Annotated in this window: 15 protein-coding genes, 1 other RNA gene and 1 pseudogene; 4 read left to right on the top strand and 13 right to left on the bottom strand. The window is 31.6% G+C overall.

Annotated elements, in window-relative coordinates; translation table 11 throughout:
• Window positions 1–256: pseudogene (locus AC30RD_RS02315) on the bottom strand (hypothetical protein); the annotation flags it as partial.
• Window positions 257–321: 65 nt separating this feature from the next.
• Here AC30RD_RS02315 and AC30RD_RS02310 point away from each other — a divergent pair.
• A complete protein-coding gene (locus AC30RD_RS02310; RefSeq protein ID WP_489492562.1) occupies window positions 322–2,715 on the top strand; it encodes an AAA family ATPase in 2,394 nt (797 codons plus the stop codon).
• On the opposite strand, the gene metK is transcribed toward AC30RD_RS02310, so the two are convergent.
• Window positions 2,699–3,889, bottom strand: coding sequence for a methionine adenosyltransferase (metK, locus tag AC30RD_RS02305; protein ID WP_489492561.1), 1,191 nt, complete (start codon window positions 3,887–3,889; stop codon window positions 2,699–2,701). The genes AC30RD_RS02310 and metK overlap by 17 nt on opposite strands.
• A 61-nt stretch (window positions 3,890–3,950) precedes the next feature.
• On the opposite strand from metK, the gene AC30RD_RS02300 reads away from it, so the two are divergent.
• A complete protein-coding gene (locus AC30RD_RS02300; protein WP_489492560.1) occupies window positions 3,951–4,265 on the top strand; it encodes a TraR/DksA family transcriptional regulator in 315 nt (104 codons plus the stop codon).
• A 10-nt stretch (window positions 4,266–4,275) separates the two neighbouring features.
• A complete protein-coding gene (locus AC30RD_RS02295) occupies window positions 4,276–4,722 on the top strand; it encodes a Fur family transcriptional regulator (RefSeq protein ID WP_489492558.1) in 447 nt (148 codons plus the stop codon).
• Here the strand turns inward: AC30RD_RS02295 and AC30RD_RS02290 are convergent.
• A complete protein-coding gene (locus tag AC30RD_RS02290) occupies window positions 4,719–5,645 on the bottom strand; it encodes an EI24 domain-containing protein (protein ID WP_489492557.1) in 927 nt (308 codons plus the stop codon). The two genes, AC30RD_RS02295 and AC30RD_RS02290, sit on opposite strands and share 4 nt — an antisense overlap.
• Window positions 5,646–5,715: 70 nt before the next feature.
• Here AC30RD_RS02290 and AC30RD_RS02285 point away from each other — a divergent pair, with 70 nt between their 5' ends.
• The gene (locus tag AC30RD_RS02285) at window positions 5,716–7,512 is read left to right on the top strand and encodes a mechanosensitive ion channel family protein (RefSeq protein ID WP_489492555.1); all 1,797 of its coding nucleotides are present in this window, start codon (window positions 5,716–5,718) and stop codon (window positions 7,510–7,512) included.
• Window position 7,513: 1 nt separating this feature from the next.
• Here the strand turns inward: AC30RD_RS02285 and AC30RD_RS02280 are convergent, their stop codons facing one another.
• The 10 genes from AC30RD_RS02280 to sucC form a co-directional block, all read right to left on the bottom strand.
• Window positions 7,514–7,909 (bottom strand): hypothetical protein, encoded by a 396-nt coding sequence (locus tag AC30RD_RS02280; RefSeq protein ID WP_489492554.1) that lies wholly within the window; start codon window positions 7,907–7,909, stop codon window positions 7,514–7,516.
• A 359-nt stretch (window positions 7,910–8,268) separates the two neighbouring features.
• Window positions 8,269–8,637: a hypothetical protein gene (locus AC30RD_RS02275; RefSeq protein ID WP_489492553.1), complete on the bottom strand. Its 369-nt coding sequence runs from the start codon at window positions 8,635–8,637 to the stop codon at window positions 8,269–8,271.
• A 75-nt stretch (window positions 8,638–8,712) separates the two neighbouring features.
• Window positions 8,713–9,061, bottom strand: an RNA gene (gene rnpB / locus AC30RD_RS02270) — RNase P RNA component class A.
• Between the two features lie 121 nt (window positions 9,062–9,182).
• Entirely contained in the window at window positions 9,183–9,752 is a 570-nt protein-coding gene (locus AC30RD_RS02265; protein WP_489492552.1) for a 2-oxoglutarate:acceptor oxidoreductase subunit OorC, read from the bottom strand.
• An 83-nt stretch (window positions 9,753–9,835) separates the two neighbouring features.
• A complete protein-coding gene (locus tag AC30RD_RS02260; protein ID WP_489492551.1) occupies window positions 9,836–10,690 on the bottom strand; it encodes a 2-oxoglutarate ferredoxin oxidoreductase subunit beta in 855 nt (284 codons plus the stop codon).
• Between the two features lie 10 nt (window positions 10,691–10,700).
• The gene (locus AC30RD_RS02255) at window positions 10,701–11,849 is read right to left on the bottom strand and encodes a 2-oxoglutarate synthase subunit alpha (protein WP_489492550.1); all 1,149 of its coding nucleotides are present in this window, start codon (window positions 11,847–11,849) and stop codon (window positions 10,701–10,703) included.
• A 9-nt stretch (window positions 11,850–11,858) separates the two neighbouring features.
• Complete coding sequence (locus tag AC30RD_RS02250; RefSeq protein ID WP_489492549.1) at window positions 11,859–12,197, bottom strand: 4Fe-4S dicluster domain-containing protein; 339 nt, start codon at window positions 12,195–12,197, stop codon at window positions 11,859–11,861.
• Between the two features lie 9 nt (window positions 12,198–12,206).
• Complete coding sequence (locus tag AC30RD_RS02245) at window positions 12,207–12,491, bottom strand: heavy-metal-associated domain-containing protein (protein WP_489492548.1); 285 nt, start codon at window positions 12,489–12,491, stop codon at window positions 12,207–12,209.
• Entirely contained in the window at window positions 12,488–13,360 is an 873-nt protein-coding gene (gene sucD, locus AC30RD_RS02240) for a succinate--CoA ligase subunit alpha (RefSeq protein ID WP_489492547.1), read from the bottom strand. Before sucD ends, AC30RD_RS02245 begins: the two co-directional genes overlap by 4 nt.
• A partial coding sequence (gene sucC / locus AC30RD_RS02235) for an ADP-forming succinate--CoA ligase subunit beta (RefSeq protein WP_489492546.1) occupies window positions 13,360–14,145 on the bottom strand: 786 nt, incomplete at its 5' end. The genes sucC and sucD, both read right to left, overlap by 1 nt.

Raw genomic sequence — 14,145 nt, 5'->3', positions numbered from 1 at the left:
CTTTTTCGACAATTAGCATATTTTTTAAATTTTTCAGCTTGCTTTCTAAATTTTTTAAGCTTTTTTTATCGATATAGCTATCTAAAGCTATAACCTGCTCATTTTCTACAACTTTAGCTTCTAACTCAAGTCTACTTTTTACCACTTTTGCCCCAACATCGGCTTTTATTGAGTAGATTTCAAAAGGTTCGATTTTGGCCATGTGTTCATTTGCCCATAAAATAATAGATAAAAAAAGAAAGTATATCTTTTTCATTTAATCTCCGCACTTTTTAGTTGATATTTTACTATAATAATAGAAAAAAAATATTTAGGATAAGTATGGAAAATAAAACTATATTTAGTGAAGCTCAAAAACTTAAGAAAAAACTAAAAGAGAAGATTTTTGGACAAAATGAAGCGATAGATGAAGTAGTAGATGCTTTGATTCATATAAAATTTTCTCCGATAAAAGAGAATTTTAAAGCTATTTTTACCTTTTTAGGTCCCCATAACAGCGGAAAAGTATATCTTGCTACACTATTAGCCAAAGAAAGCAGTGAGTTTGAAAATATTAAAGTTTTTGATATGGCAGAATTTACCGACCCAAATGATCAAAAAAAACTTATCGGTGAATATGGAAGTTTAACAAATTTTGTAAAAAAATATCCAAAATCGATAGTAGTTTTTAAAGATATCGATAAAGCAGACAATGTTATTCAATTATCTATTTTAAACTATATAAAATCACCTTTTGAAGAGAGTGGAGTCGATTTTAGTAATGTTTTAATAATTTTTACCTCAACTTTGGGCTCAAGTTACATTAAAAGAAAAGATTTTTTACAGTTTTATAAAAAAGATAAAATAAAAGCCGAAGCAAAAATAATAGAACATATATCAAAAGAGAAAAAAGTTATATACGACGTTGTAGAAAGCGCAATAGATCCGGAACTTTTATCAACAATCGTTCAAAATTACATTATACTTTTTAAACCTTTAACAATCACGGCAATTAAAAAAATCGCTCAAAAATCTTTAAAAGAGAGCATCGATATATTTGAAAAAAAGAGTGACATAAAAGTAGATATAAAAAATAAAACAGATTTTATAAAACTTCTTGTCTACTCTTTTTCGCCCTATATAAACGCAAGAAGAATACACAAAAAACTCCCAGATTTCTTGCTTGATATAATAAATAGATTTATTAGCGATAAAAAAATACCCAAAAAAATAGAGTTTCATATAGGTTTAGAAGCTGAAAATTTTCTAAAAAATATAAAAAATGAAGAACTTTTTACAAAAGAGCTAATTAAAAGAAATGAAACCGTTGATCTTGATTTTAGATCAAAATATCAAAACGATATTTTAATAATAACGGTAGATAACGCACACAAAACAAAACTTCCTTCATATATCTCTCCATATGAAAAACCGGCACTTTTATATTCAAATATAACATTTGATGATGTTGCCGGACAAAAAAACGTAAAAAAAAGTTTAAAAGAGATAATTGAAGTTTTAAAACATCCAGAGCTAATAAAAAAATTCTCAATTGATATGCCAAAAGGCATGCTGCTATATGGACCAAAAGGCGTAGGAAAAACACTTCTTGCTTTGGCTTTTGCCAAAGAAGCAAACCTTCCTTATATCTATTTAACAGGAAGCGATCTTTTTGATGAGGCTCTTATAAAAGCCGCTTATCAAAAAGCAAAAGAGTTTGCTCCGGCTATCATATTTTTGGACGAAATAGACACAAAAGGGCTGATCGAAGGAGTCTATACAACAATGCCAGTTGAGGCTTTAATCAATGAGATTGACTCTTTGCTTCAAAATCCCGAAGAGTTTGTTTTTACGATAGCCACAGCTATAAATAAAGAGGAGATCAATAAAAATCTAATAGCTCCCGGTAGAATAGATATATTTGTTGAAGTCCCAGAGCTAGATATGGAAGCAAGAAAATTTTTTATTAAAAAAATATTGCAAAAACCAAATGACGGTAAAATCGATATAGATAGGGTTGCAAGATATATGTCTGGAATGAGTGGATATGAGATGCAAAGAGTAGGCAAAGAAGCAGCTTTATATGTCATTAGAAAAAAATTAAAATATATAACAGAAGATATATTGATTGAACAGATAAACAATATAAAATATGGATATAAACTTGAGAAAAAAAGAATAGCAAATTTTGAAAAAGATCTTCGCAAAACCGCATATCATGAAGCAGGTCATGCAGTGATCTCATATATTTTACTTCCCGATATCAAGATCGAACAGGTTACTATAACTCCAAGAGCCGAAGCTTTGGGCTTTGTCTCATACACAGATCAAGAATTTATTACAAATATATCAAAAGAGGAACTGTTTAACGACATATGCGTAGCGTTAGCTGGAAGAATCGCCAAACTAAAAAAATTTCCTCAAGAAGGGATAGACACAGGAGCAGCACAAGATCTTGAACAGGCTACTTGGGAGATATATAACGCAATTGCAAACTTTGGAATGGATGAAGAGATTGGATTTGTTCATATTGATACATTAAATCAAAATGTAAGTAAAACACTTTTTAAAGAAAAACTTGAAGAGAGAATCTCAAAATGGATACAAGAAGCTACGGCAAAAACCGAGCTTCTTGTAGATAAATATTGGGAAAAGATAGAAAAGGTGGCACAAGAGTTAATCAAAAAAGAGATTATTGACGGGAATGAGCTTAGAAAAATTATGCAAGAGTCTTAAACCACTCTATCTCATCAAGTCTCTCCCAAGGATACTCTTTGAGTCCCACCTGTCCAAAAGCCGCCGTTTTAACATAGGTAAATCCATGTTTTAAAGGCTCATCCAATCCAAACTTTTTGGTTATCCATAAGGGAGTTAAAGGAAATTTATCTCTTATTATATTTGAGAGTTCCTCATCTTTTAATGAGGTTTTTGAGCTATTTAACGTATTTACCGTCACACAAAGAGGCTTTGCTCTTCCTATAACATAAGATATCTCAACCAAAGCTTTTTTAGCAAGACCCGCCGCAACTATATGTTTAGCAAGCCATCTTGCCGCATACAATCCGCTTCTATCAACTTTTGTATAATCTTTACTACTTTGTGCTCCCCCACCTATTGGAGCATAAGCTCCGTAAGTATCTGCAACCACTTTTCTACCTGTAAGTCCAGAATCTGCTATTGGACCGTGAATCACAAATTTTCCCGTTCCATTTATAATAAACTCTGTCTTATCATCTATCATATTTTTAAAAGAGATGTTATTTAGTATTTTTTCTTTTATAGCTTTTTTTATATCTTCTTCGCTAAAATCCTCACTATGGGACTGAGCGACAATAATCTTATCTACTCTTTTTGGACTATTTTTTTCAAAATTATCCCTATTTTCATAATCCAATACTATCTCGGTTTTTAAATCTACTCCAAATATAAGGGGATTATTTTTAGCGTTATAATATAAAATATCTCTTATCTCTCTTGCCATTTCTAAAGCCATCGGCATATAATTTTTAGTCTCATCCGTAGCAAAACCTATCATCATCCCCTGATCGCCAGCACCAATCTCTCCCTCTTTATCCACTCCGATACTTATATCTGGAGATTGCCTACTTACATAAACTTCATAATTTAGTTCATCTGGATATATTGTTTGAGAGTTTGTAAATCCTCTTTCTGGATACCCTATAAAATCCAAAGCATCTTTTGCACATTTTATATAAAACTCTTTTTCTATATTTTTAGATACTTTTACTTCTCCACCTATTATTATATTTTTTCCTACTACAAAAACTTCTGTGGCGACTCTTGCATTTTTATCGATTTTTAAAAGTTCATCAACTATCTTATCCGCAATAATATCGGCACATTTATCGGGATGTCCCGGCGAAACCGACTCTGAAGTATATAGATACATATCTCTCCTCTGTTTTTTTGTGGTATTATAACAAATGAAATATTATCTAAAGGAGTTTTATATGACAAATGAACAGTTAAAAGAGTTTGAGGAAATACTCTTAAAAAGAAAAGAAAAGGTAGAAAAAGAGCTTGAAAATTTAAGAGAAGAGGTTGAAAGCTTAATCGCAGATGACGCTATAGACGATATGGAAGATATGGTTGCTTTAGAAAATATGGATAAAGACGATCAGGCTCTTATAAAAAGACTCGAAGAGGAGCTTAAAGAGATCAATAAAGCTCTCATAAAAATCAAAAACGGAACTTACGGAAAATGTGAGGATGGAACCGATATACCTTTAGAAAAACTTTATGCGGATCCTTTATATACTTGTTAAAAGGTAAGTTATGAGAGAAAATTTTCAAGAGTATAAAGAAAAGTTAAAAGAGATTGTAAAATCTAAAGGTCTTAAATACTCTACCCAAAGAGAGGATATTTTAAAAGTTTTATACAATTCTAAAAAACATTTAACACCAGAAGAGATATACAACGAAGTAAAAAAAATAAATAGCAATATAGGGCTGGCTACCGTATATAGAGCTCTCTCTTTTTTGGAAAAAGAAGGACTTGTAAACTCCATATCTTTTGGAGTTGAAGGTAAAAAATATGAGCTAAATAGAGGACATCATCATGATCATATGATATGTCTTAATTGTAATAAAATAATAGAGTTTTTTGATGAAGAGCTGGAAAAATTACAAGAAAAGATTGCTAAAGAGCACGGCTTTAAACTGATTACCCATGAACTAAATATGTATGGTTTATGCGAAAATTGTAAGAATGAGGAGAGTTAGCTTCTCATTCTTTTAAAATGAACAATCCAATGAAAATATAAAGTCAAAATGAAAAAAGGGGTAAAAATTGAAATAATAGGAATAAGATTTAACAAAGAGGCAACAAAAGCGATAATATATATAAATACTCTATGTTCTTTTAACTCCTCATACTCATAATCTGCACAAAAAAGAGCACAAACCCCTAAAAACGCCGATTCTTTGTATAACCATGTCCATAAAAACAAAACTATTAAAAAATTTGCCACAGGAACAAAAAGAACTGGAACTGCGGCAATTAAAAAAATAATAAAAAAAAGCCCATCCCTTAATAAAATAGTATAGGCCTTTGAGGATTTAATATGAGATAAAATTGAAATATCTGGATAATGAATCTCTTTTAAGGTAGTTAGATACGGCTCTTTAAATATAAATACCGTTAAATAGTGGGTTATAACAAAAAAGTTATAAAAAATATATATCGCCAAAAGGTATGCGACTCCCTGATCTACTGTTTCAAAAGGAAGCCAAGTTAAAAGTTTTTGAATACCAAAATATATGCTATTCCATTTAAATATTATGACTAAAGCCCAAAATATCGATATAAGCATTATCAAAAATATATTTAAAAATTCAAAAAATCTGCTTTCAACATTTTTATAAAAAAATAGATTAAAAAGCCCTACTATAAACGCATACGTAACCATGCCGGCTAAAAACCAAATAAAAAAAGCTATAACAAATGCTCCGTTAGCCCTAATGATAGAAAAAGGTATCCATGTTATTATTTTTGAAGTATAGGCTACCACAATATCCCATAAAGCCCAGCCAATACCAAGCCATAGAAAAAAAATAGGAATGCCGGTTATTAAGGCAAGTTTTATCGTCTCAATACTTAAAACATCTTTTATCGCTTTTATAAAAAAGTAGTTAAATTTAACCATCTTAATCCTTTTTTTATACTCAACTTTAATGATATAATAAATTAGATAAATTTTTTTATAAAAGGTTTCTATGAAAAAGATATTTTTTCTTTTTTTAATTATTTTATATTCATATAGTGCGGATATAAATAAAACTATCGCAACAACCAATAACCCTAAAATTTATGAATCTCTGCTTTTAAAAATAAAATCCCAAGATCAAAATAGCTCAGAAATAAAACTTCAAGAATCCCTCTTATATAAACTAATAAATATAACAAAATATAAAAAAGAGGAAAAAAGATTTTTATTTAAAAAAGCAAAAGATCCAAAAGAGTATATAGATCAATTTTTAAAGATTATTGAAATTTATACCGATTATTTGAAAAAATTAGAAGATTTAAGAGAAAAAGAAAAAAAATTAAATATTATAAAATCTACATTAAAGCAGATTGAGAAAAAAGATAAGAAATTTCTTACTTTACAACTACAATATGCTTTTTATTATAAAACATACAAAGAGTTATTAAATATCACTCAATATATAGAAAAAAATATAGATAAATGGATAAAAAAATTATCCAAAAACATTGATGAGATTGTTTTTGGAAAAATTGATATAAAAAAAGATATAGAAAAAAAAGAAAAAGAGTTTAAAGAGCTAAAAACAAAAATACAAGAGTATAAACTTGAATATGAAAGATTGAATCTTTTAGATAAAAAAGAGAGATTAAAAAAAGTTGAAAAATCGTTAAAAATATTGGATAAAAAAAGAGTTCAAATCGTTAAAGATATAATTAAAAGCTATCTGTATCTATTTTTTAAAGAGGCTAAATATAAAGATAAAAAAGCTTTTAAATATAAAAATAAAATAGAGTGGTATATTGCCTCAATTGCTGAAATAGACAATTTTTATACAAATTCTTTTTTATATATTTTTGATAAATATACAAAAATTAGATTTGGAAAAACAAAAGTTTTAGTAATACAAACAAAAAAATCAATAATCGATTTTGCAAAATATATTTGGTCATATCTAAAAAAACCACTATTTAGTATCAATGAAAAAAATATAGATTTTTTAGATATATTTAGAGCTTTATTAATTTTTATAATCGGTATAACTATAGGAAACCTTTATAGAAGATATATTAAAAAGCTAAGTCAAAGATTGGTAAATCTTACGCAATCTAGCAGGACTCTTCTTAGCAATCTTGGTTATTATTTTATAATTATTTTATCCTTTTTTATTGCATTAAAAGCCATAGGAATAGATTTCACCTCTTTAACTTTAATTGCCGGTGCATTATCTGTTGGTATCGGCTTTGGTCTACAAAATATCGTTTCCAATTTTATATCGGGTATTATTTTAATGTTTGAAAAAAGTATAAAAATAGGAGATTTTATTGAGATAAATGAGGAGTTAAAAGGTGTTGTTAGCGATATAAGCATGCGTTCAACTACAATCACTACAAATGATAATATAGATATCATCATACCAAACCAAACATTCATACAAAACAATGTGATCAATTGGACCCTAACATCAGATGTTAGAAGATTAAGAATACCTTTTAGCGTTGCCTACGGAACAGATATTCAAAAAGTTAAAAAATCTATTATAGAAGCCCTTTTTCAAAGTGATATAGATTTTATACGAAAAGACCCTTTCAAAAAACCTTTAGTTGTCATGACACAAATGGGAAACAGCAGTGTGGATTTTGAATTGTATGTATGGGTTAGAGGTGAAAAAACTCTAAAACCAAGAAGAACCAAATCGGAATTTTTAGAGCTTATTTACAATACACTTTATAAGCATAATATTGAAATACCATTCCCACAAATGGATATACATTTTAAAAACGAATTAAAAATAAAAAAGGAATAGATTACCACTTTCCAAAACCTTCAATTCTTATATGTAATTTTTTAAAACCATTGGCTTCTAAAAACTTTTCATCAATATTATCACTGAATCCTATAATATTTCCTTCTTGATCTCTCCAATATTGTTCAAACTCATCTTTTAAATGAAAAACCTCTTGTGTTTGTGGATCTTTTGCATATGTATAATCTGATAATATATTTGTTAATGCTCTTGCCATTTCTTCTTGAAAAATTTCTTCTTCTTTTATACTTTGTTCATGAAGTCTATTTATATAATTTTGTGTTTTTTTAAACTCGCTCCATAACCAGTTTCTATGTTCCAACTCTTTTTTTGCTTCCATATTTAAAATTTCTAAATTTTTAAAAACCCACTTTGGATTTGCTTCTAAACTATTCAAAACACTTATCGCTAAATCTAAATCTTTACCCCAAGCAAGATTATAAACTCCTATAATTGACCCTATTATAGAATTTGGTAAAGCTATTTAAAATTGTGGGAATTTCACCAATTCTAAATAAACATAGTGTATGTAATATTTTAAAATTTTTAGGTAAATATCCATATAAATGCAGAAAGTGAAGGATTTAGTAAACTAAAAATTTCTTTTTGAGTAAATTTAATTTTTGGTTTGAATAATTTCAAAGCAAATAATATCTGTTTTAATTTTTTAATATTTTTTTCTTTGTTTTCATAAAATAAAAAAGTTATATAGTTATATTTTTTGCCTTTTTTTATAAAAATTAATATATTTTTAATCTATTTCTTAATCCAATTTCCTGTAATAAAAAATATATTAAAAAAAGGACTTATGTTTTTATAATTTACTTTGGCAGTTGCAATAATTAAATTTGTATCTATTTTTTTGTAGAAATTTTTTTTTAAAGGAAGCGAAAGTATTTTTAATAAATATATATCGTCTTTTGATTTATTATTTTTTTGTACGAATGTTGATATGCCTTTATCATAATTTTGATGCATAATTATTATTTTATTATTTTTAGAATTAGCATTAATATTATAATCATCTGGTATATCTATTGAAAATCCATGTAATGGATCATTTATTTGAGTGCAATATAAAAAAGTTGATAAAAAAATAAGTAATGTAAATATTTTTTTAAACATAAGTTTCCTAACAAATTAATTTAATTTTTACAATTAATAATATTTTACTAAAGTTAATTTGAATTTTTTATAAAAAATTATGGCATAGCGATAAGCCGAGTTCTGTCTTGGACGGCTATTTATCTTTGGCTTTATGTCACCATAAAGCTCTTGCGTTAGGCTCTAAATATGAGGCGTCAACCTGGCCTAACTTGCTGCAGGTTGGGTTTACAGTGCCTTCCGTATTACTACGGAAGCGGTGAGCTTTTACCTCACCCTTTCACCCTTACCTGTGTCCAAAAAGGACCATCGGCGGTTTACTTTCTGTTGCACTTTCCCTCAGCTTATCCCAAAAGGGCTTCGCTGGCCACCGGTTAGGTGGAACCCTGCCTCATTGCAGCTCGGACTTTCCTCTGCGTAACGCAGCAGCCGTCTGCTATGCCAAATGATATTATACCTCAAAATCAACTGAAAGTAAACAAAATTGGAATTAGGAAATAGGAATTTGGAATTAAATTTTATAATTTTACTAGTTCCTAATTCCCAATTCCGAATTCCTCAATCTATTAAGCTTTTAATGGACCTTTTTCAAGTGCCTCTTTTGCATATTTTTCGCCAAGTTCGAAAGCTTTTTTATTTAGATCAACTACTTTTGCAGGAACTTTTGAAATCATAGTTTCAAAAACCACATCTCTATCTACGCACTTTGTCATCTCAACAGTTATACCCAATGCAACAACAGATTGGGTAACAACGTTACCAACTTCCTCTTTTGCAATGGTTATAAGTGGAATTTCATATATTTCCCATTTTTGAATATCTTCGTTTGATGGAGTAACTAAGTTTGGCTCAACTACTATCCTTCCACCCTCTTTTACTCCGCTTTTAAACTGATCGTAACTAACTTGCGCCGTAGATAACATAAAATCTATCTCACCTTCGTTTGCGTAAGGATATAAAATTTCGTTATCATCCAATATAATATCAACTTTAGTTGGTCCACCTCTTACCTGAGAAGTATACGTTGCAGCCTTAACTCCATAGCCTCCAAGCTTAATTTTAGCACTTGCCAAAATCTCTCCAGCAAGTAAAACTCCTTGTCCACCAACACCTGTAAATCTCAATTGATATCTCATAGTCAACTTCCTTTGAGTTTGTTTTGTTATTTCTTTGAATAACTACTATGAGTCCCCAATAAGGGGAGTCATTAAAGTAATTATTATCTTGTTTTTACTTGAATAGGCTGTTCAACCCTCTTTTTGTTTTGAGCAGCTTCAATTACCAAGTCATACGCATCACAGTACTCCATTTGAGTATCGTCATGATACAATATACCAGTTGGAAAGCAGGTTTTCTTCTCTTCGTCACTAAGTTTTTCCCACTTATTTTTTGGCATTGTTATACTATCAATCCATTGCTGAGTTAAAATAGCCTCACCCATTTTATTTTTTCTACCAAGGTTTACGTGACAGTTACTAAAAACGTCAAAAAAGCTAAATCCTTTATGAGATAAACCTTTAACAAACATCTTTTCAAGTTTTCTCGCATCCGTTACACTCTCTCTTGCTATAAAAGTCGCCCCGGCACCTTTTGCAAGTTCACAAGCGTCAAAAGTAGGATCAACATTTCCGTATTGTGTAGTAACCGCCCACATACCTTTTGGAGTAGTCGGGCTAACCTGAGAGTTAGTCAAACCGTAAATAAAATTGTTTATTAAAATAAAATTGATATCTATATTTCTTCTACATCCATGAATCGTATGGTTACCACCAATTGCTAAACCATCACCGTCTCCCGCTACGCATATAACATGTTTGTCGGGATTTGCAAGTTTTATACCAGTTGCGTAAGCAATAGTTCTTCCATGGGTAGTATGAACAGTATTACAATCTATATATGAACTAAATCTTCCGCTACATCCGATTCCAGATACTACACATACATCGTCCATATTCCATCCAAGCTTATCAATAGCTCTAATCAAAGCTTTTAAAATAATCCCATCACCGCATCCCCAACACCAAAGTGTTGGCATCTTATCGGTTCTTAAATATTGATCGTAATTAAATGCCATTATTAACTCCTTATATTCCCATCTCTTTTAATTTTTCTATAATTTCGGCAGGACTTATCGGTCTTCCGTTTGCTTTATTTAAAGCAACAGGCCTTTGTTTCATAACTCTTTCAACTTCATCTATATATTGCCCCATATTAAGCTCTGGCATCAAAATTTTTTCTGCCGGAAACCTTTCACCAAGTTCAGCTATTTTCTCCTCAGGACTTGGCCAAAGAGTAATAGGTCTAAACATACCTATTTTTTTGCCCTCACTTCTTAATCTATCGATCGCTTCTCTAGCGGCTAAAGAAACCGAACCGTAACAAACTATAAGATATTCCGCGTCATCTAAAAGATACTCTTCATAGCTATCTAAAAGATCTTTTCTTCTTACGTCTATTTTTCTATGAAGTCTTTCTATCAAATTTTGACACATAACCGCATCTTCGGTAGGGAAACCTGTAGGTCCGTGATGAAGACCGGTTATATGATAATGATATCCTTGGAAAAATTTAGGCAATACAGCCGGTTTATCGCTTGGCACATCATAAGGTAAAAACTCATTTTTTGGAATATTTGGATCAGGCTGAGCTCTGTTGACTATATTTGCTTTTACCTCTTCTAAGTCCGGTAATACAGCCTTTCCTACCATATGACCTATAGTCTCATCAAGTAGCACAATAACAGGAGTCATTAACTCTTCTGCAACATTAAAAGCTCTAACTACTTCTGTATAACATTCGCTTAGATTACCGGCACAAAAAGTTACGGATTTATAATCACCGTGTGTAGGATATTTTGCCATATTAACATCGCCTTGCTGAACCCTTGTTGGAAGTCCGGTTGATGGTCCTCCTCTCATAACGTTTGTTATAACCAAGGGAACTTCTGCAATAAATCCTAGACCGATCTGCTCAGCTTTTAGGCTCATCCCTGGACCAGAAGTATTGGTCATAGCCTTTGCACCGCTCATACTTGCCCCAAGAGCAACGCATATACCTGCTATTTCATCTTCCATCTGTATAAATTTTCCACCAATCTTTGGAAGTCTCACACTCATTTCGTGAGCGATTTCACTTGATGGAGTAATGGGATATCCGCCAAAAAAGTTACATCCCGCATCAATAGCGGCCATTGCCGCAAGTTCATTTCCACTTGATATTATTTCTCTTGCCATTACCACTCCTTATGCACTTAAAACTGCTAGATCTTCTTCTCTAGCCATAAAATGATTTTTCTTAATAGCTTCAGCTCTCTCTTTTGCCTCTTGAGAGAGTTTAGCAAATTTATACTCTTTTCTTTCAGCCACCATTATCGCAAAATCCGGACACTCAAGCTCACAATCTTGACACCCTATACAGGAGTCTGGATAAGCAACTTTTACCATAGTTCCCAGTATAGTTTTGGGTTCTGGCACCATAACCAAAACACCGGCCGGACAATAAGCAACACACAAATCGCACGCTTTACATCTATTCTCTTCCACCCAAACCGGAGTATTCTCCGGAGCTTTTATCAAACCCATTTTCACTCCTTACATTAAAGTAAATTTGCCAACGGCACAAGAGATTACGCTTTTAGTTTTTAGCCCAATCTCTTGAGCTTTAGATAATTTATCATCAATTAGAGGATAACCAAGGCTTCTTAAAATAGTTTTTAATTTCGCCTCTTCATCACTACTTTTAATCTCAACTGTTACAATTTTGGGCTCTTTTGTCAAATCGATATCTATATCTTTAAAATGCTCCAAAAGCGCTTTTTTTATCGTGTTTGCGCAACCTTCGCATTTTATATTTAAAACTTTAAAAGACTTTTTCATTTACTTAAGGCTTTTGCAACCGTCTTTCCGATATCTGCAGGACTTTTAACCACATATACGCCCGCTGCGGATAGTGCTTCCATTTTCTCTTGAGCTGTTCCTTGACCACCACTAATAATTGCACCGGCATGTCCCATTCTTTTGCCTTTTGGAGCCGTTTGTCCGGCTATAAAAGCAATTACAGGTTTTGTGATATTTTCTTTTATATACTCAGCAGCTTCTATCTCCAAAGTTCCGCCGATTTCGCCTATCATAACTATTGCTTCAGTTTCAGGATCGGCTTCAAACATAGGAAGCAACTGCTTATAGCTTAAACCAATAATTGGATCTCCCCCTATTCCTACCGCGGTAGTTATTCCAAGTCCCTCTTTTACCACCTGATTACTTGCTTCATAAGTTAATGTTCCAGATTTACTAATCAATCCAACATTTCCCTTTTTGAAAATAAAACCTGGCATAATACCTATTTTACACTCCTCTGCGGTTATAATCCCAGGACAGTTAGGACCAATCGTTTTCATCCCTTTTTTAGTCGCATACATTTTTGCATACATCATATCCTTAACAGGAGCGCCTTCAGTAATTATTACAGCAAGATCTATACCAGCATCAGCAGCTTCCATCACCGCATCAGCAGTAAAAGCTGGCGGAACAAAAATCATACTAACAGTAGCTCCTGTTGCCTCGACAGCTTCTTTTACAGTATTAAAAACCGGTCTATCAAGATGGGTCTGTCCTCCTTTTCCAGGAGTTACGCCACCTACAATTTTTGTTCCATACTCAATACACTGTTCACTATGAAATGTTCCTTCTTTTCCTGTAAAACCTTGAACTATTACTTTTGTATCTTTATTGACCAATATACTCATTATAGTTCTCCTTTCGCAGCTGCAACAGCCTTTTTAGCACCATCTTCTAAATCTGTAGCTGTGATAATATTTTTTATACCAGCGTTTTTCAAAATATCCGCCGCTATGTCGGCATTTGTTCCATCAAGCCTAACAATAACGGGAACATTTACTTCAACCTGCTTAGTTGCTTGTAATATACCGTTAGCTATACGATCACATCTTACTATTCCGCCAAAAATATTTACAAAAATACTTTTTACGTTTTCATCTTGTAAAATAAGTTCAAATCCTTTTGCAACCGTATCTGGATTTGCGCCGCCGCCTACGTCTAAAAAGTTTGCCGGTTCACCACCTTCATGTTTTATAATATCCATAGTAGCCATTGCAAGTCCAGCACCGTTTACCATACATCCGACATTTCCATCAAGATTTACGTAACTTAGTCCATATTTAGCCGCTTCAAGCTCAACCGGATCCTCTTCGTTTAGATCTCTCATCTCATGAATATCTGGATGTCTGTATATAGCATTATCATCAAAGCCCATTTTCGCATCCAATGCCAAAAATTCTCCACTACCAGTCTTTATAAGAGGGTTTATTTCGATTAAGTTTGCGTCTTTATCCATATAAACCTTATAAAGTGCTTCGGCAAATTTGATAAAAGGTTTAATCTCTTCTTTTGAAAGACCAAGGCCAAAAGCAAGTTTTCTTCCATGAAATCCTTGAAAACCTATAGTTGGATCTATAGCTACTTTAATAATTTTTTCAGGAGTTTTTGCCGCAACCTCTTCAATCTCCATACC

Source organism: Nitrosophilus sp. (genome assembly GCF_982775275.1).
Note: the sequence above shows the minus strand (reverse complement) of the source record. Positions and strands in the feature narration are given on the sequence as shown.

Coding starts and splice junctions, on each gene's coding strand:
- AC30RD_RS02310 (WP_489492562.1), top strand. CDS start 322: ATGGAAAATAAAACTATATTTAGTGAAGCTCAAAAACTTAAGAAAAAA.
- metK (WP_489492561.1), bottom strand. CDS start 3,889: ATGTATCTATATACTTCAGAGTCGGTTTCGCCGGGACATCCCGATAAA.
- AC30RD_RS02300 (WP_489492560.1), top strand. CDS start 3,951: ATGACAAATGAACAGTTAAAAGAGTTTGAGGAAATACTCTTAAAAAGA.
- AC30RD_RS02295 (WP_489492558.1), top strand. CDS start 4,276: ATGAGAGAAAATTTTCAAGAGTATAAAGAAAAGTTAAAAGAGATTGTA.
- AC30RD_RS02290 (WP_489492557.1), bottom strand. CDS start 5,645: ATGGTTAAATTTAACTACTTTTTTATAAAAGCGATAAAAGATGTTTTA.
- AC30RD_RS02285 (WP_489492555.1), top strand. CDS start 5,716: ATGAAAAAGATATTTTTTCTTTTTTTAATTATTTTATATTCATATAGT.
- AC30RD_RS02275 (WP_489492553.1), bottom strand. CDS start 8,637: ATGTTTAAAAAAATATTTACATTACTTATTTTTTTATCAACTTTTTTA.
- AC30RD_RS02265 (WP_489492552.1), bottom strand. CDS start 9,752: ATGAGATATCAATTGAGATTTACAGGTGTTGGTGGACAAGGAGTTTTA.
- AC30RD_RS02260 (WP_489492551.1), bottom strand. CDS start 10,690: ATGGCATTTAATTACGATCAATATTTAAGAACCGATAAGATGCCAACA.
- AC30RD_RS02255 (WP_489492550.1), bottom strand. CDS start 11,849: ATGGCAAGAGAAATAATATCAAGTGGAAATGAACTTGCGGCAATGGCC.
- AC30RD_RS02250 (WP_489492549.1), bottom strand. CDS start 12,197: ATGGGTTTGATAAAAGCTCCGGAGAATACTCCGGTTTGGGTGGAAGAG.
- AC30RD_RS02245 (WP_489492548.1), bottom strand. CDS start 12,491: ATGAAAAAGTCTTTTAAAGTTTTAAATATAAAATGCGAAGGTTGCGCA.
- sucD (WP_489492547.1), bottom strand. CDS start 13,360: ATGAGTATATTGGTCAATAAAGATACAAAAGTAATAGTTCAAGGTTTT.